Source organism: Xanthobacter agilis (genome assembly GCF_021730435.1).
Taxonomy (GTDB): domain Bacteria; phylum Pseudomonadota; class Alphaproteobacteria; order Rhizobiales; family Xanthobacteraceae; genus Xanthobacter; species Xanthobacter agilis.
This window is the reverse complement of record NZ_JABWGX010000040.1, coordinates 1-17,866: the sequence shown is the minus strand read 5'-3', so window position 1 is coordinate 17,866 and position 17,866 is coordinate 1. Positions and strand designations below refer to the sequence as shown.

Annotated in this window: 10 protein-coding genes; 5 read left to right on the top strand and 5 right to left on the bottom strand. The window is 65.5% G+C overall.

Annotated elements, in window-relative coordinates; all coding sequences use genetic code 11:
- Nucleotides 1-4: 4 nt before the first annotated feature.
- Entirely contained in the window at nucleotides 5-133 is a 129-nt protein-coding gene (locus HUW53_RS21900) for a hypothetical protein (RefSeq protein WP_272904350.1), read from the bottom strand.
- Nucleotides 134-351: 218 nt separating this feature from the next.
- Nucleotides 352-564 carry a cold-shock protein gene (locus tag HUW53_RS20235; protein ID WP_237347566.1) on the bottom strand — a complete coding sequence of 71 codons (213 nt, stop codon included), beginning with the start codon at nucleotides 562-564 and terminating at the stop codon, nucleotides 352-354.
- Between the two features lie 432 nt (nucleotides 565-996).
- On the opposite strand from HUW53_RS20235, the gene HUW53_RS20230 reads away from it, so the two are divergent.
- Nucleotides 997-1,866, top strand: a complete 870-nt coding sequence (locus HUW53_RS20230; RefSeq protein ID WP_237347565.1) for a transglutaminase family protein — start codon at nucleotides 997-999, stop codon at nucleotides 1,864-1,866.
- On the opposite strand, the gene nhaA is transcribed toward HUW53_RS20230, so the two are convergent.
- Nucleotides 1,855-3,123, bottom strand: coding sequence for a Na+/H+ antiporter NhaA (gene nhaA / locus HUW53_RS20225; RefSeq protein ID WP_237347564.1), 1,269 nt, complete (start codon nucleotides 3,121-3,123; stop codon nucleotides 1,855-1,857). The two genes, HUW53_RS20230 and nhaA, sit on opposite strands and share 12 nt — an antisense overlap.
- Nucleotides 3,124-3,921: 798 nt before the next feature.
- Nucleotides 3,922-11,238: a hypothetical protein gene (locus tag HUW53_RS20220; RefSeq protein WP_237347563.1), complete on the bottom strand. Its 7,317-nt coding sequence runs from the start codon at nucleotides 11,236-11,238 to the stop codon at nucleotides 3,922-3,924.
- Between the two features lie 371 nt (nucleotides 11,239-11,609).
- Here HUW53_RS20220 and galE point away from each other — a divergent pair, with 371 nt between their 5' ends.
- The 3 genes from galE to HUW53_RS20205 all read left to right on the top strand — a co-directional run bounded on the left by galE (nucleotide 11,610) and on the right by HUW53_RS20205 (nucleotide 15,994).
- A complete protein-coding gene (gene galE / locus HUW53_RS20215; RefSeq protein WP_237347562.1) occupies nucleotides 11,610-12,605 on the top strand; it encodes a UDP-glucose 4-epimerase GalE in 996 nt (331 codons plus the stop codon).
- A 145-nt stretch (nucleotides 12,606-12,750) separates the two neighbouring features.
- Entirely contained in the window at nucleotides 12,751-14,802 is a 2,052-nt protein-coding gene (locus HUW53_RS20210) for an O-linked N-acetylglucosamine transferase, SPINDLY family protein (protein ID WP_237347561.1), read from the top strand.
- Between the two features lie 34 nt (nucleotides 14,803-14,836).
- Nucleotides 14,837-15,994 (top strand): UDP-galactopyranose/dTDP-fucopyranose mutase family protein, encoded by a 1,158-nt coding sequence (locus HUW53_RS20205; RefSeq protein ID WP_237347560.1) that lies wholly within the window; start codon nucleotides 14,837-14,839, stop codon nucleotides 15,992-15,994.
- Nucleotides 15,995-16,049: 55 nt separating this feature from the next.
- On the opposite strand, the gene HUW53_RS20200 is transcribed toward HUW53_RS20205, so the two are convergent.
- Nucleotides 16,050-16,700, bottom strand: coding sequence for an FABP family protein (locus HUW53_RS20200; RefSeq protein WP_237347559.1), 651 nt, complete (start codon nucleotides 16,698-16,700; stop codon nucleotides 16,050-16,052).
- A 311-nt stretch (nucleotides 16,701-17,011) separates the two neighbouring features.
- Between HUW53_RS20200 and HUW53_RS20195 the strand changes: the two genes are divergently transcribed.
- Nucleotides 17,012-17,866: glycosyltransferase family protein (locus HUW53_RS20195; RefSeq protein WP_237347558.1), on the top strand; the 855-nt coding region annotated here is incomplete at its 3' end.

The following is a 17,866-nucleotide window of genomic DNA, read 5'->3' as shown; positions in this document are numbered from 1 at the left end:
CACCTCAATTTTTCTTCTTCGGAGGTCCGATCGACACCGGGCTTCCCTTCAGCAGGGAGGGGGCCACCACGGGTTCCTTTGCCTTCTTCGGCTTCTTGGCTTCGCGATTGCCGCGCAACTGTCCCTTGGCCATGACCCTCTACTCCTCTCGCGCCGCGCGGATCAGTGCCGCCGACGAAACAAATAGCCCCGCAACTTCGAGAGCGCGGGGCTGCAAGGCGCCGAACGCCTTGCCGGTGGAGATCTGTTGCATCGCCCGTCGAAGCTGCCGGTACATCCGCGGTCAACCCCATATGGGCGATGCCAGGGCCAGCCATTTCCAGAGACCCCGGAAACCGCCGGCCGAGACGATCAGCTCAGATCCTGGAGCTTGTCCGCCGAAAGCTTGCCGCTCTTGCCGTCCGTAACGAGCTCGAAGCCAATCTTCTGGCCCTCGCGCAGATCACTCAGGCCCGCCCGCTCCACCGCGCTGATATGGACGAAAGCATCGCTTCCACCCGCGTTGGGGGCAATAAATCCAAAGCCCTTCTGGGCATTGAACCACTTCACGGTTCCCTCAGTCATGGGAAACCCTTTCAAATTTTAAGGTATAGCTCGCCGGGCGCTGCCCAGCCGTCGAAATCGCATTTTCTGGCGAATAACATTGGTGGCGCAGGAATTGAGCCCGCGAAAACCTAAATTATTTGGCTTTCCATCGACAAAAACAATATGCGCCCGAAGCCGGATAATAGCAATATTATTTTAGATCCCAACGCTTATGGTGCCGCCAGCGTGATGAACCGCGCCGAAACCACGATAATCACTCATGGCCGCGCCCACACCCAGGCTCTGTGCACGCCCCCGCCAGGGCGCCCCCCCCTGCGCGCATAGGCATTTCCACCAAAAGCAGATCGCGCTTTTGGTGGAAATGCGAGAAAATAAGGGCGCAGAGAATTTCCGCGACTCGGAGAAAAAGCGGAAATGCTCCAGGTGTGCCCAACCACAGTGGAGCGCCCATTGAGCCTTCTCCAGATCCAGCATACCACTACCTACCGCTTTCATCGGCCCGTCACGTTCGGCCCCCACCGCCTCATGCTCCGCCCCCGTGAAAGCCGGGACTTGCGGGTGCTGTCCAATACCGTCACGCTGACACCGGACGCGACCATCAACTGGGCCCACGACGTCAGCGACAATGCGGTGGCCACCGCAACCTTTCAGGCCGGCGGCAACCTCCTTGTGGTCGATAGCGTGACGAAGATTCAGCTCGATGCGGTCGCCTGGCCGGTGTTTGACATCGCCGGTTCGGCAATCGCCTTTCCGTTCCGCTATTCCGATGACGAATGGACTGATCTCGGTCCCCTGGGCACCCCGCAATACCCCGATCCATCCAGGCGCCTGCGCTCATGGGCGCAAGGCTTTGTCCGGGCAAATCCCACGGACACCCTATCGCTGCTGCAGGACCTGAGCACCGGCGTCGCCCATGCTGTCAATTATCAAAGCCGCGATGAGGAGGGCACGCAAACACCCGTGCAGACTCTACAGCGAGGCTGGGGCTCGTGCCGCGATTTCGCGGTGCTGTTCGTGGAAGCGGCCCGCAGCCTCGGTTTCGGGGCCCGGATCGTGTCCGGCTATCTGCACAATCCCGACCAGCGCCTGTGGGGCACCGCCGGGTCGGGATCGACCCATGCCTGGGGCGAGGTGTTCGTGCCCGGTGCAGGCTGGATCCCGTTCGATCCCACCAACCGCAGCATGGGCGGATCGAACCTGATCCCGGTCGCGGTGGTGCGCGACATCCGTCAGGCCATTCCGGTGGCCGGCAGCTTCGTGGGCGACACCAATGCTTTCAGCGGCATGACGGTGGAGGTGCGCGTCACGTCATGTGGCTGACGCCCGCCGGCCCCAAGGGGCGGTCAAGAGCGTCAAGGCCAGCAGACCAACGACGGCCGAAACCGCGGAGGCGGCCAGGATTCCGAGCTTGGCCGAGGTGAGCAGCCCGTCGTCGAATGCCATTTCGGCGATGAACAGGGCCATGGTAAAGCCGATGCCAGTCAGCATGGCTCCCGCCGCCAACATGTTCCAGGGGAGGTCGGCGGGCCGCACGGCGAGGCGCAGGAAGACGGCGAAGGACGCGAACGCCACCACCCCCAGCGGCTTGCCCAAGACGAAACCGCCGAAGACCGCAAGCGCAAGGTCCCGGTGAAATTCCGCGGGCACGATGCTGACACCGGCATTCGCCAACGCGAACAGCGGCATGATGGCGAATGCCACCCACGGATGAAGCCGCATCTCCAGCCGCTCGATGGGCGAAAGCGCCTCGCGCGCGGCCACGCCGGCCCGCTGCAAGTCCTGCCGCCCCTCAGTGTCTCCGCTCCAATGCTCGCCAGGTGGATAGGCCACCACCCGATCAAAGATCGCGTGCAGGCGGATATCGCTGACCCAGCTGCGTGCGGGAGTCATCAGGCCGAGGATCACGCCGACCAACGTCGGGTGAATGCCGGACACGTCCAGGGCCAGCCAGATTCCACCTCCGATAAGGAAATAGAGCGGGATGCTGCGGATCCCCAGGCGCGCAACGATCGCCACCGCCGCAAAGCCCGCCGCCGCCAGGGCCAGTGCAGGCCAGTGCAGGGCTCCGCCATAGCCGATGGCCAGCACCAGGATGGCGCCGACATCGTCGAAGATCGCAAGCGACAGCAGGAACAGCCGCAGGCTCAAGGGAATGCGCGGGCCCAGCACCGCGAGCGCGCCAATCACGAAGGCGGTATCGGTCGCCATGACGACGCCCCAGCCATGTCCCGCCTCGCTGCCGCCCTGCACCAGAAGAAACAGGCCCGCGGGCACCGCCATTCCCCCAAGCGCGGCCGCGAACGAGAACGCCGCCAGGCGGACGTTGCGCAATTCCCCCAATACCATCTCGCGCTTCAGCTCCAAGGCGACGACGAAGAAGAACAACGTCATCAGACCATCGTTGATCCAGTGCTGAAGCGTCCGGGAAAGGGCGAGGTCGCCGATCCGCAGGCCAAGCGGCGTCTGCCAGATCGACAAAAACGCTTCCGACCAAGGGGAGTTGGAGAGCGCCAGCGCGAAAATCGTGGCGCACAAAAGCGTCGCCCCCGCCAAGGCCTCGATGCGCAGGAAGCGCATGAAGGGGCGAGTGAACCAGTCAACGGGCTCTCGGGGGAGGCGGCCCAGTCCTCCCGCGCCTCTGTTCACGAGGCCCCGCCGCAACGCATTCTGACGAGCGCCGGACGAGGCGGGCGCGTCCGGTGTTGGGCTTTTCCGGCCCATCGCGAAATTATGCTTCCGCTTCAAAAGGCGCCGAAGCATCCTTATGGCGGCGGAGAAAATGCGCGATGAGACCCTTCGACGGCGCGCGACGCCCGTTCTCAAGGGAGGCTGTGCGCCGTGTCAGCGCGCGCTGGACCTCCTTCGGCAGCTCACTCCATTCCGCGATGACGGCGGCGCCCAAGCATTCGAGACTGTGCAGTTCGGCTTTCGTCAGTGCAGGGCGTTGCGGCAGGGGCAATTCCGGCGACCTCAAGGCCCCGCCCTCACTCTCCCAACGTGAAATTGCCGCAACGGCATCTGCGTAAGATGCCGCATTATATTTCTGAATATTTTCCATATGGCGAAAATATCACAAATACGAACCGCCACCTAATTTAAACCGGGTAGGTTTTGGCGCCGACGGTATGAGGCGTTACTCGAAGTGAGGTTGATCGCTGATCTCATATCAGATCAGCACGATGAGCGGGCGCCGCGTGCGGGAGGCGCCGGCGGGCAGGCCTTTCAAGCCGTGGACGCTGTGCTGTGCTGTGTCCCGCCCCCCGCGACCCGCAGGACGCGGATGGGCCACATGACCGCACCACCCTACCCCACGGTCGGTCTCCGCGAGCGTCCCGCGGGCAAGGCCTGAGAGATGTCGCCGTCGGGCCGACCGCGTCAGGCCGCCAGATAACGCGAGATGACCGCCGCGATCTGGGTGGAGCTCAATGCCCCCATCTGGGTTTCCATCAGCGTGTCCACCTGCTCGCTCGACAAGCCGGTGATGTCGTCCGTGGACAGCCCCGCGATACCATCCGAGCTCAGCGCCGCGATATCCGTCGTCGAGAAGGTGGCGAGCTGGTCCGCCGTCAGCGCGGTGACTTGCGCAGAGGTCAGAGCATTGACCTGACTTGGGGTCAACGCCTCTGCCTGCGCCGTCGTCAGGGCCGTGACGACGGCCGCGGTGAGACCGGAGACCGCGCTCGTGCTCAGCGCGACGATCGCCGATGTGGCGAACAGGGCGATGTCCTCGGTCCCGAGCGCGGCCGCCTGAACCGCGTTCAGGGCATTGAGCTGGTCCGTGGACAGGGTGGCGATCTGGCTGGTGCTCAGCGCCGCCACCTGATTGTAGCTCAGCGAACCGACCTGGCTCGCGCTCAGAATCGCGATCTCGGCCGTGGACAGGTCGGCGATGATGGCCGTGGACAGCCCCTTGATGGAGCCGGAACTGATGGCCGCCAGATCGGCGGTGGAGAAGGTGTCCATATCCTCGGTGGTCAGCCCGGCAAGGCCCGACGCGCTCAAGGCGGCGATCTGATCGGTCGACAGCGCGTCGAGCTGCTCACTCGCCAGCGCGGCGATCTGATCGCTGCTCAGGCCGGCGACGAAGCTGGTGCCCAAGGCGGCGACAGCATCCGTGGAGAGGTTGGCGATGAACGCGGTGGACAATCCCTTCACCGCGTCCGACGTGATCGCCGCGATCTCGTCGGCGGAGAAGGTGTCGAGCTCCTCCGCGGTCAGCGCCGAAACCGCGCTGGAACTCAGCGCCGCGATCTGGCTCGACGACAACGCGTCGAGCTGCTCAAGGCTCATCGCGCTGATCTGGCTGCTGGTCAGGCCGGCGACGCTCTCGGCGCTCAAGGCGGCGGTCTGGGCGGAGGTGAGCGCCGCGATGTCCGTGGTGGTGAGGGCCGCCACCTGCTTCGAGCTCAGGGTGGCCACCTGCGCGGTAGACAGCGCGCCGACCTGATCAACGCTCAGAGCGGCAATCTGCGCGGTGGACAGGCCTGCGATGCCGGACGTGCTCAGGATCGAGATCAGCGCGGTCGAAAGGCCGGCCAGGGTCTCGGTGGGCAAGGCAGAGATGGCGCTCGAACTGATGGCCGCGATGTCCGCCGTCGAGAAGGTGTCAAGGTCGTCGGTTCCCAACGCCGCCAGCTGCTTGGAGCTGAGGGCACCCACCTGGGTGCTGGTCAGGGCCTCCACCTGGGCCGTGCTCAGGGCAACCATCTGGGTGGTGGACAAGCCGGAGATGCCCGCCGTGCTCAACGCCGCGATCTGCTCGGTCGACAGCGAGGCCAGCACCGCCGTGGACAGTCCCGACACGCCGCCGGAGCTGAGGGCGCCGATGTCGCCGGTGGAGAACACCGCGAGGTCTTCGGTCCCGAGGGCCGCCACCTGGGTCGAGTTCAGCGCCGCCACCTGCGTCGTGGTCAGCGCCTCGGTCTGGGCGGTGGTCAAGACCGCGATATGGGCTGTGGACAGGCCAGCGACGCCTGATGTGCTCAGGGCCGCGATCTGGTCGGTGGAGAGCACGGCGATATCGCCCGTGCTCAAGGCGGCCACCTGCTTCGAGCTCAGCGCGCCCAGCTGTAGCGTCGACAAGCCCCCGATCTGCGCCGTGCTGAGGGCCGCGATCTGCGCGGTCGAGAAACCGGCGACCCCGGCCGTGCTCAAGGATTCGATCTGCTCGGCGGAAAGGGCTGCCAGCACCGCGGTGGACAGTCCCGACACCGCGCTGGAACTCAACGCCGCGATATCCTTGGTGGAAAATACCGCCAGATCGTCAGTGCCCAGGGCCGCCACCTGGGTCGAGCTCAACGCCGCGACCTGGGTGGTGGTGAACGCCTCGGTCTGAATCGTGCTCAAAGCCGCGATCTGGCTGGTGGAAAGCCCCGAGATGCCGGCCGTGCTCAAGGCCGCGATCTGGCTGGTGGAGAGGCCCGTGACACTCGCCGTGCCCAGGGCCGCCACCTGCTTGGAGCTCAGCGCCGCGATTTGCTTGGAGGTCAGCGCCTCGATCTGGGTACTGCCGAGCGCCGCGATCTGGGCGGTCGAAAGCCCCGCGATGCCGGCCGTGCTCAGCGCCTCGAGCTGGTCGTTGGTGAGCGCGGCCAGCGCCGCCGTGGACAATCCGGCCACCGCGGTCGAACTCAGCGCCGCGATCTCCCTGGTGGAAAACACCGCCAGATCGTCGGTCCCCAGGGCCGCCACCTGGGCCGAGCTCAGCAAGGCCACCTGCGTCGTGGTCAATGCCTCGGTCTGGTCGGTGCTGAGAGCCGCGATCTGGGTGGTCGAAAGGCCGGTGATGCCGATCGTGCTCAGGGCCGCGACCTGATCGATGGACAGCGCGGCAAGATCCGCCGTGCTGAGGGCCGCCACCTGCTTGGACGTCAGGGCCGCGATCTGCTTGGTCGAAAGCGCATCGATCTGGGCCGTGGTCAAGGCCGCGATCTGGGCGGTCGAGAGCCCGACGATGGTGGCTGTGCTCAGCACCGAGATCTGCTCGGACGACAAGGCAGCCAGATTGGTGGTCGAGAGCCCCGTGATCGCGCTCGAGCTGAGGGCGGCGATGTCGGCGGTCGAGAACACCGAGACGTCGTCGGTGCCGAGCGCGGCCAGTTGGCCCGAGCTCAGCACCGCCACCTGCAGCGCGGTCAAGGCCGCCGTCTGGGCGGTGCCCAAGGCCGCGATCTGGGTGGTCGACAGGCCGGTCACGCCAACCGTGCTGAGGGCTTCGATCTGGCTGGTGGAAAGCGCGGCGATGTCGCTCGTGGTCAGCGCCGCCACTTGCTTCGAGCTCAGCGCGCTGGCCTGCTTGGTCGACAGCGCGGCGACCTGCGCCGTGCTGAGCGCGGCGATCTGCCCGGTCGACAGGCCGGCAATGCCGGCCGTGCTCAGCGCCGCGATCTGGTCCGTGCCCAGCGACGCGAGGGCCGCGGTGGACAAGCCCGACACCCCGCCGGAGCTCAGGGCGGCGATGGCGGTCGTCGACAGCGCCGCCAGATCGTCGGTCCCCAGCGCCGCCACCTGTTGCGAGGTCAGGGCACTGACCTGCTTGGTGGACAAGGCGGCGACCTGCCCGGTGCTGAGGGCGGCGATCTGCTTGGTGGACAGGCCCGCGATATTCGCAGTGCCCAGCGCGGCGATCTGCGCGGTCGTCAGCGCGGCGATCATCGCCGTGGTCAGTGCCGAAATCGCAGTCGTATTGATCGCCGCCACGTCGGCGGTGGAGAATGTCGAAAGGTTCGCCGTTCCCAGCACCGCGATCTGTGCCGAGCTCAAGGCGGCGACCTGGATTGTGGTCAGAGCCTCGGCCTGCGCCGAGCTGAGGACGGCAATCTGCTTGGTGGTCAAGCCGGCGACGCCGGCCGTGCTGAAAGCGGCGACCTGGCTGGTGGCGAGCGCGGCGATGTCGGCGGTGGTGAGGGCGGTCACCTGATCGGAGGTCAGGGCTGCGACCTGGCGGGTGGTCAGAGCCGCGATCTGGGCGGTGGTGAGCGCCGAAACCTGCTTGGAGGTCAGCCCCGAGACGCCCGCGGTGCTCAGGGCCGAAACCTGCGCCGTGGACAAGGCCGCCACAACCGCCGTCGACAGGCCGGAGATCGCGCTGGAGGACAGGGCCGCGATATCCCGCGTGGAGAAGGTCGCGATGTCGGCGCTGTCGAGGGCTTCAAGCTGCGTCGCGCTCAAAACCGCCACCTGGGTCGTGGACAGGGCCTCGGCCTGGCTGGTGCTGAGAGCGGCCATCTGGCGCGTCGACAGGCCGGCGATGCCGGCCGTGCTCAGGGCCACGATCTGGCTGGTGGAAAGCGCCGCGATATCGTTGGTGCCCAACGCGGCGACCTGGGTCGAATTCAGGATCGCGATCTGCGCGGTCGTCAACGCCGCGATCTGTGCGCTGCTGAAGGCCTCGATCTGGTCGGCGCTCAGGCTTGCGATCGCACTGGTGCTGAGCACCGCAAGCTGGCTGGTCGACAGGAGCGCAATGCTGTCCGCATTCAGGGATGCCGCCTGCGTCGAACTCAGCGCCGCCAGCTGGCCGGTGGAGAGGGCCGCGATCTGCCCCGTGGTCAGGGCGTTGATCTGGAGCGTGGTGAGGCCCGCGATCTCAGCGGTGGTGAGCGCGGTGATCTGGGTGGTGGTCAGCGCCGCGATGACGCCCGTGGTCAATCCCGAGATGGCCTTCGTGCTGAGGGCCACGATGTCGGACGTGGAGAAGGTGGCGAGATCGTCGGAGCCGAGCGCCGCGAGCTGCGTCGTCGTGAAGGCGGCAAGCTGGGAGGTCTTCAACGCGTCCACCTGGGCCGTGGACAAGGCCTCGATCTGCTCCGCCGTCAGTCCGCTGACAGCGCTCGTGCTCAGGGCTCTCACCTGGTCGGTGGTAAGGGTTTCGACCACATCCGAGGTCAGACCCGAAACCGCGGACGAGGCCAGCGCCGCCATGCTCGCCGTCGACAGGGCCGCAAGATCCCCGGCATCCAACGCCGCCAGCTGCGTCGAGGTGAGCGCCGCCACCTGGACCGTGGACAGGGACGCGAGCTGGGCGGTGGAGAGAGCCGCGACCTGATCTTCGCTGAGGCCCGCGATCGTTTTCGTCGCCAGCACCGCGATCTGGTCCGTCGAGAGCGCCGAGACGTCTGCGGCCTCCAGGGCGGCGATCTGCTTCGCGCTCAACACCTTGATCTGTGCCGTCGACAGCACGCTCATCTGGCTGGTCGACAAAGCCGCGACCTGGTCCGTCGTCAGGTTCGCGACCGCGCTGGTGCTCAAGGCCGCGATCTGGGCGGTGGAGAGCGAGGCAACGGCGTTCGTCGTCAGACCCGACACCGCCTTGCTCGAAAGCACCGCGATGTCGGCGGTCGAGAACGTAGCGAGATCGGCGGCATCCAGCACGGAGGCCTGAACCGAGCCCAGCACTGCGATCTGCGACGTGGACAGGCTTGCCACCTGGCCCGTGGTCAGCGCATCGACCTGGGCCGAGGAGAGGCTGGCGGTCGCGCTCGTGGTCAGGGCGGCAAGCTGCGCGGTGCTGAGGGCGGCGACAACGCTCGTCGCCAGGCCCGCCACCGCCTTGCTGCTGATCGCAGCCATGTCGGCGGTGGAGAAGCTGGCAAGGTCATCGGCCCCAAGTACCGCCAGCTGCAGCGACGTCAGCGCCGCCACCTGCACGGACGTCAGTGCCGCCGCCTGCGCGGTCGACAAGGTCGAGACCTGGTCCGTCGACAGGGCCGCGATGGCCTTCGTGTTGAGCGCTGCGATCTGATCCGTCGAGAGGGCCGCGATGCCCGCCGTTTCCAGCACCGCGACCTGGGCCGTGGAAAGGCTGGTGATCTGGGCCGTCGTCAGGGCCGCGATCTGGGCGGTGGACAAGGCATCGATCTGGGCGGTGCTCAGCCCCGCGACAGCAGCCGTGCTCAGGGCCGACACCTGATCGGTGGACAGCTTGGCGACGATGCCGGTGCTCAGCCCGGTCACGCCCTTGGCGGTGATCGCCGCGACGCTCGCCGTCGACATGGCGGCGACCTCGCTCGCCGTCAGCAGCGCGAAATGGACCGAGCTTAGAACCTTGACCTGCGCGGCGGTGAGCGCGCCCACCTGACTGCTGGACAAGGCCTCGAACTGCGCCGTCGTCAGATTGGCCACCGAGAGCGTGTTCATCGCCGCGATCTGGTCGGTGGAGAGCGAGGCGATGACGCTTGTCGTCAGGCCCGACAAGGCCCTGCTCGTGATCGCCGCCATGTCGGTGGTGGAGAAGGTGGCAAGGTCGTCGGCGTCCAGAACCGCCAGCTGCAGCGAGCTGAGAACCGCCACCTGCGCCCGCGACAGCGCCTCGACCTGGCTGGTGGTGAGGGCATCGACCTGCGCCGTCGTCAACGCCGCCGTCGTCCGTGTGCTCAAGGCCGTGATCTGGTCGGCGGAGAGCGAGGCGATGACGCTAGTACTCAACCCTACGACCGCCGCGCTCGTGATCGAGGCGATGTCGGCGGTGGAAAAGGTGGCGAGATCGTCCGATCCCAGCGCCGCGATCTGCTGGGCGCTGAGGATCTTCACCTGCGCCGTGGACAGGGCCTCCGCCTGGCTCGTGGACAGCGCCGCGATCTGAGCGGTGGAAAGCGCCGAGATCACCTTGGTATTGATGGCCGTGACCTGGCCTGTGCTCAAGGCGGCGATATCGTCCACGCCCAGCGTCGCCACCTGCAACGCCGTGAGGTTCACCACCTGCGCCGCCGTCAAAGCGGAGATCTGGCTGGTGCTCAACAGCCCGATCTGGGCCGTGGTCAGGCTTGCGATCGCCGCCGTGCTCAAGGCGGCCACCTGGGAGGTGGACAGGACCGTGACGTCCGATCCGAGCGCCGCGACCTGGGCCGCCTTCAGAGCCGCCACCTGGGCGACGGACAAGGTGGCAACCTGACTGGTGTTCAGCACGCCCACCTGCGCGGTGGTCAGACCCGCGATCGCCCCCGTGCTCAGCGCGGACACCTGACTGGTGGAGAGCGCCGCGATGCTCGCGGTGGTCAGCCCCGACACGGCGCTGCCGCTCATCGCCGCGATGCTCGCGGTCGACATAGCGGCGACATCATCCGTCTCGAATGCCGCGAACTGCGTGGACTTGAGCGCGGCGATCTGGGCCGTCGTCAGCGCCGCCACCTGGCTCGTCGACAGAGCCGAAATCTGCGCTGTCGTGAGCTTTGAAACCGCAAGCGTGTTCAACGCCGCCACCTGAGCGGTGGACAATGCCGCAAGCGCCGCCGTGCTCAGCCCCGAGATGGCCGCGCTGCTGAGCGCCGCGATGTCTCCGGTGGAAAATGTGGCGATGTCCTCGGCCCCCAAGGCGGCCACCTGGGCCGCGCTCAGCACGCGCACCTGCGACGAGGTCAGGGCCTCCGTCTGGTCCGTCGACAGGGAGCCGAGCTGGGTGGTGGTGAGCGCCGCCACCTGGCCCGTGGTCAGATTCTCGATGGCCAGGCTGTTCAGGATCATCAGTTGGTCGAGCGTCAGGCTGCCGATGGCCGTGACCGAGATCGCCCGCAACTGACTGGTGCTGAGAACCCCGAGATCCTCCGCATCCAGGGCGGCGACCTGAGTTGCCGACAGTGCCTTGATCTGGTCCGTGGAAAGCAACGCCACATCTTCACTCGTCCAGGCCGCGACAGCCTGAGTCGAAAGGGACTTGATCTGACTCGTGGTCAGAGAAGATATGGTCGAGCTCATTTAGCAACCTTGATCTTTAATCAAAGCCCCGATCACTCAGCCTAACGAAATCTGCCGACGCACCGGACATTTGCATTATATGCGAAGTGGCTTGCGCGAACCTGACATTGGTACCACCTGCCCTTTCGGCAGCCCCCCCGACGCGGCCGTCGAACGCACCTCGCCCGCATCCGCCACGCCCGCGGCTCGACTGAGACTTGCGCGCCTTCGGGTGCCCATCCGCGGATCGGCACCCGAGGGCGCCACGCTTGCATTTGCATGTCATCCTCGTATAGCTCATGCGAGACAGGGCCAGCGAAGACATATTGCGAATAGGCGTGGGATCAACTGGCGAACAGCAGCCAGTTGGCGTTTTGTTCCTGAGGCTCTAGATGGTTAAGCATATTTTGGTGACTGGAGGTGCCGGATATATTGGATCCCATGCCTGCAAGGCCCTCCGCGAGGCCGGCTACATCCCGGTCACCTACGACAACCTTGAGACCGGCTGGCGGGATGCGGTCAGATTCGGTCCGTTCGAGGAAGGCGATCTGCGCGACCGGAGCCGGCTCGACACGGTCTTCGCAAAATGGCGTCCACAGGCCATCATGCACTTTGCGGCGCTCAGCGAGATCGGCGAATCCACCCGCGATCCCGGCAAGTACTGGCGCGCCAACATCCTGTCATCGCTGACCCTGATCGAAGCCGCGGTTGCCGCCGGCTGCTTCAATATCATTCATTCCTCGACCTGCGCCGTCTATGGGGAGCAGGACCACGGCCCACTGCGGGAAGACAGCCCGCTGCAGCCGATCAATGCCTATGGGGCCTCAAAGCGCGCCATCGAAGACATATTGAAGACCTTCGCCCGCTCGACCGCCCTCAAGTTCGTGATCTTCCGGTATTTCAACGTCGCTGGCGCCGACCCGGCCGCCGAGATCGGCGAATTTCACAGGCCGGAGACCCACCTCATCCCCCTGGCCGTGGAGACCGCGCTCGGCCATCGCGACACACTGACGATCTTCGGCAATGATTACCCGACGCCCGATGGCACCTGCATCCGGGATTATGTGCACGTTGTCGATGTCGTCGCCGCCCATCTCCTGGGGCTCGAATGGCTGGATGCGGGCAACGGCAGCGAGGTCTTCTGCCTCGGCTCCGGGCGCGGCTTCTCCATTCTCGAACTCGTGCGCGAAACCGAGGCGATCGTCGGCGGCCCCATTCCGCTCATCATCGGCGCGCGCCGCCCGGGCGATGCCGCCCGCCTCGTGTCGGACAGCACGGCCGCCGAAGCCGCCCTCGGCTGGGCGCCCCGCCGCTCCACCCTCGAACGGATGATCACCGATGCCTGGCGCGCGCGCAGCACCTTGAAACACCCGGCGGATCCAAGCTAGGGCCTGTTTCAAACGAAGCAGATTCTGCCGCGCATGAAGAATAATGTGTCAACGCGAAAATAGAGAGGGGATGACGTGAGCCCATGCGAACACAAAGCGCTTCCGCCGCCCCATCGCCGATCGGCCGCACTTTCTCGGGATACCGATGGTCATGAACACGTCCGCCCCTTCTGAGCGCCCCTCCCCCCTCGCCGCGCAGCTGGAACTCGCCCGCACACAGCGCCTGTCGCTGACCGACCTCTTCCAGGCCGCCGAAAGCTGGAACATGGCCGGCAGGAAAGCGGAGGCGATCGAGATCTACAAGGCGTGGATCGCCTTCAACGAAGCCCATCCTTTCCTTCATCTGGTTTACTTCAATTATTCGGTCACATTGCGCCAGTCGGGCGACATTTCGGGGTCGATCAACGCCCTGCGCGCCTGCCTGAAGCTCGACCCGCGCTTCGGACCGGCCCACATCAACCTCGGGCGCGCGTTCGAGGACAGCGGGCTGGCCGCGCAGGCCATCCAGCAATGGCGCACCTACGCCGAACTCACCGCCGAAAGCACCGCCGACCAGCTCAAGCACCGCCTGATGACGCTTCAGCACATCGGCCGGGTCATGGAAAACGCCGGCCTGCTTGAGGAATCGGAGATGGCGCTGTGGCAGGCCATCGAATTGCGCCCCGACAAGACCGAAGCAGGCCAGCACTGGAGCGCGCTGCGCCAGCGCCAATGCAAATGGCCGATCCTGGTCGCCTCGGAACATGCCTCGATGCGCCAGCTGATCGATTCCATGTCACCCCTGGCCCTCGCCTGTTATTCCGATGATCCCCTGTTCCAGCTGGCCAAGGCCTACCGTTACATCAAATCCTTCGTCGGCCGCCCCGACACCAGCGGATTTCCGCGCCGCCCCCCCAAGCTCAAATCGAAGACCGGCGCGCCGCTGCGTATCGGTTATGTCTCCTCCGATCTGCGCGACCATGCGGTCGGCTTCGCCCTGCGGGAAATCTTCGAGCTCCACGACAAGGCGCGCGTCGAGATCTACGCCTATTATTGCGGGGAGCCGGTTGCGAACGACGAGACCCAGACCCGCATGAAGGCGGTGGCCGATTGCTGGCGGGACATCGGAGCGCTCTCCGACATGGAGGCCGCACGGCAGATCTATGACGACGACATCGACATCGCCATTGATGTCAACGGCTTCACCAAACATGCACGCACAAAGATTTTCGCGTATCGACCCGCCCCGGTGATCGTCAATTTTTGCGGATATCCCGGATCCATGGGGAGCCCGTTCCACCAATATCTGATCGCGGATGAAAAGATCATTCCGCCGGAAAGCGAGATTTATTATTCTGAAAAAGTTCTGAGAATCCCCTGCACCCAGCCCATCGACCGCAAGCGCAAGATCGCGCAGAAACCCTCGCGCGCGGAAGCGGGGCTACCCGAAGGCGGGTTTGTCTTCGCCTGCTTCAACGGCTCGCAGAAGATCGGCGCGGCCACCTTTGCCCAATGGATGAAGATCCTGGCCGCGACGCCGGGAACCCTGCTCTGGATCCTCACCGCGAACGATGCGGTGGATCAGCGCCTGCGCGATGCGGCCGCAAAGGCGGGCGTGGCGCCGGAACGCCTGGTGTTCGCACCCAAGGCGCCGAATCCCAGGCACTTGGCGCGCATCGCCCTGGCCGATCTGTTTCTTGACACGTTCCCTTATGGGGCACACTCGACCGCGGCGGACGCCCTCACCGTGGGATTGCCCGTGCTCACCTTCCCCGGCAAGAGCTTCGCCGCGCGTTTCTGCCACAGCATCGTCGCGGCGGCGGGCGTCCCAGAGCTGATCTGCGCCGACCCTGAGGATTATGTGGCCAAGGCCATCGATCTGGCCAAAAATCCGAAACACCTGAAAAAGATCCGGGACACGCTTCAGGCTCGGCGTGAGGCGAGCGCGCTGCGCGACATCCCCGCCCTTACGCGCAGTCTGGAGGACGTGTTCTGGCAGATGCAGATCGCCGGCGAAGAGGGGCGCACGCCGATCCCCGACCTCACGAACCTTGACATTTATTATGATATCGGCGCGGAACTGGTCCAGGAGAATATCGAATACCATGACGAGGCGACCTACCGGCGGCGGTATCGCGAAAAGCTTGCGGAGTTGCACGACGACGCACCGATCGCGCCCGATCGACGGCTTTGGTCGGCCGCTGCGGACCAAGCCTGAGCCTCACCCGGCGACCTGAACCTACGGAGCAGCCATGTCGCGCACGGACACAATCGCCGTGGTGGGAGCCGGTCTTTCCGGGGCGGTGATCGGGCGTGAACTGGCCGAAGCAGGCCTCCGGGTGGAGATCTTCGATCTGCGCGGCCATATCGCCGGCAATTGCCACACCGAGCGGGATGAACAGAGCGGCGTCATGGTCCATGTCTATGGACCACACATCTTCCACACGGACGACCGGGAGGTCTGGGACTATGTCAACAGGTTCCAGACCTTTCTGCCCTACAAGAACCGCGTCAAGACGACAATTGGTGGGCAGGTCTATTCCCTGCCCCTCAATCTGCATACGATCAATCAATTCTTCCGAACCGCTTTGAGGCCGGATGAAGCGCGCGCGTTCATCGCGCATCAGGCCGATCGGTCGATTCCAACCCCAAGCAATTTTGAAGAGCAGGCCTTGCGCCTGGTGGGGCGCGATCTGTATGAGGCTTTTTTGAAGGGCTACACGCAAAAACAATGGGGCTGCGCGCCCGCGGAGCTGCCAGCATCAATATTGAAACGGCTTCCGGTTCGTTTCAATTACGATGACAATTACTTTTTTCACCAGTATCAAGGCATGCCGGAAAACGGCTACACCGACATGATTGGCCGCATCCTGGATCACGCCAACATCACGCTCCACCTTGGCGTGCGGTTCCAGCGCGCCTCCGGCGACCACTTTGCCCATACGTTCTATTCCGGCCCGCTCGACGCCTATTTCGAGTACGAACATGGCCGGCTCGCCTATCGCACGCTGGATTTTGAACGCTTCACCCATGAGGGAGATTACCAGGGCTGCGCGGTCATGAATTACGGGGACGTGGAGGTGCCCTATACGCGTGTGACGGAGCACAAGCACTTCGCCCCCTGGGAAGAGCACGCCGGCTCCGTCTGCTATCGGGAGTTTTCCCGCGCCGGCGGCCCCGATGACATTCCCTATTATCCGCTCCGCCGGGCCGAGGCGGAAACACAGCTTTCAACCTACGTCGCGCGCGCGCTGCGGGAACGCTCCACCACCTTCGTGGGGCGGCTCGGGACGTATCGTTACCTCGACATGGACGTGACGGTGCGCGAGGCGCTGGACACGGCGCGATGCTTCCTGTCGCGACGTTCCGCGCGGGCGCCGATGCCGGCATTTCTGCATCGTCCGATCTGAACCGCATCGGATCCGAGCGGGAGCGCGGGCGCACCACGCGCCCGCGGATCTGGGATCAGCCCGCGGTTTCGGCCTGAATCTCGGCCAACGGGTTGGGCTGCGGCGGGGCCACGCGGCGCATGGTGTTGGTGTCATGGTGGTTGAAGGGCTCACCCTTGCCGCGGATCACAAGGTCGGTGCGGGTCAGGTAGGTCCAGGTTCCGTCATCGTTAAAGGTGATGTCGATGCGGTAATAATCGGTGCGGAACGCCTCTTCCAGGAAGGTGGTGGAGCTGATGCCGAAGCGAGTGTCGCCGCGGCGCGCCTCCACCGACAAGGTCCGCGCGTCGGCGGTTGCGAAGCCGCCCGCCAGAACCACCTGCCCCCGCGGGATGGCGATGGTCTGCATGATGAGCCCGGTGGCGGGCTCCCACAGCCAATAGCCCACCTGGTCGTGGAAGGTGATGGCCTCTTCCGACGTATTGATGTGGATGTGGTAGCGCAGGCCATAGAGCAGCTGGGGGCCGTTGGCCTGCGGATCAATGGGGTCCATGCGGATCCGCTCGCGGTATTCCCGACGCTCCGGACCATGGGCCTTCGGACTCACATCCACCCCGCGGTCCGCCTCCCATACGCCCGCCAGCCGCCGCAACGGACCAAGATTGCCGAGCGTGTCCGGAGAGACATCCGCCGGCTCGGTGAAAATGTCGTCGGGAATGTTCGGCATCCGTCTCCCCCCGCAAGCGTCAGCGCAACCGGAAAATGCCGGGTTGCCCGGCCCGTGACAAGCGCGCGCCGGCTGGAAAAGCCGAACATTTTCGCCTGAAATTCACGCAGCCGACGACGTTTGACGCGCGGCGGAAGCGATCGCGGAAGCAACATGTGCGTGTTTGACGCAACTTTCGGCGGCCCGGACTTGCCTTCGTTCAGGCCGTGCCAGAGCATGCCCCTGCGGCGTTCGACGCAGTGCGGTGCGCCTCTTGATATCGGCAGGCGCGACAGCTAGTGGTTGCAGCCCCATTTCGGAACGACACGCCCATGCGAGCGGCGCTCTTTTTCCATCCAGAAGGCTATTCCACACGAAGCCCCAAGCTGATGGGGCGGAACGCGGCGGGCGAGTCGTTCCTCAAGGGCTTCCTCGCCCATTCCAGGGCCGCCGACTTCTCAGCGCTGGTCGATGAGCCGGCGCATGGCGAAGCGTTCCGTGCCGCCGTGGCGGCCGCCGGCCGCGCCGAGCCGGTGAGCGTGTTCGATCGTGGCCGGACCGGACAGCTGGCGCGGGTCGGCACCCTGTTCCATCCGGGGCCGGACATCGTGTCCCACGCCTGCCGGCGCAGCCTCTTCCAGGAGACCGCCTGGAGCCTGTGCGGCATCACCCACACCACTTCCTCCGCCGGCGCCATGGATGCCATCACGGCCATGGTGGCAGGTCCCGTCCAGCCCTGGGATGCGCTGATCTGCACCTCCAGCGCGGTGAAGGCCAATGTGGAGCACCTTCTGGCTGGTGAAACTGAGCGTCTGTGGCAGCGCCTCGGCACCACGCGAACGGTGGTGTCGAGGCTTCCGGTCATTCCACTGGGGATCGACACCGGCGCCTTCGCCTTCAGCGCCTTGGAGCGCGACGCCGCACGGGCGGCCTTCGGTGTCTCGGATGCGGCGCTGGTGGTGCTGTTCATGGGTCGCCTGTCGTTCCACGCCAAGGCGCATCCGCTGGCCATGTATCAGGCGCTCGAGGCGGCGGCGCGCACGAGCGGACGCCCGGTGGTGCTGGTCGAATGCGGCTGGTTCGCCAACGCCTGGATCGCGGACGCCTTCACCGAGGGCGCGGCGGCGGCCTGCCCCAATGTGCGCGTGGTGCGGCGCGATGGCCGCAAGGCGGCTGAGCGGCGCGGC

Coding starts and splice junctions, on each gene's coding strand:
- HUW53_RS20205 (WP_237347560.1), top strand. CDS start 14,837: ATGTCGCGCACGGACACAATCGCCGTGGTGGGAGCCGGTCTTTCCGGG.
- HUW53_RS20235 (WP_237347566.1), bottom strand. CDS start 564: ATGACTGAGGGAACCGTGAAGTGGTTCAATGCCCAGAAGGGCTTTGGA.
- galE (WP_237347562.1), top strand. CDS start 11,610: ATGGTTAAGCATATTTTGGTGACTGGAGGTGCCGGATATATTGGATCC.
- nhaA (WP_237347564.1), bottom strand. CDS start 3,123: ATGCGCTTCCTGCGCATCGAGGCCTTGGCGGGGGCGACGCTTTTGTGC.
- HUW53_RS20200 (WP_237347559.1), bottom strand. CDS start 16,700: ATGCCGAACATTCCCGACGACATTTTCACCGAGCCGGCGGATGTCTCT.
- HUW53_RS21900 (WP_272904350.1), bottom strand. CDS start 133: ATGGCCAAGGGACAGTTGCGCGGCAATCGCGAAGCCAAGAAGCCGAAG.
- HUW53_RS20220 (WP_237347563.1), bottom strand. CDS start 11,238: ATGAGCTCGACCATATCTTCTCTGACCACGAGTCAGATCAAGTCCCTT.
- HUW53_RS20210 (WP_237347561.1), top strand. CDS start 12,751: ATGGTCATGAACACGTCCGCCCCTTCTGAGCGCCCCTCCCCCCTCGCC.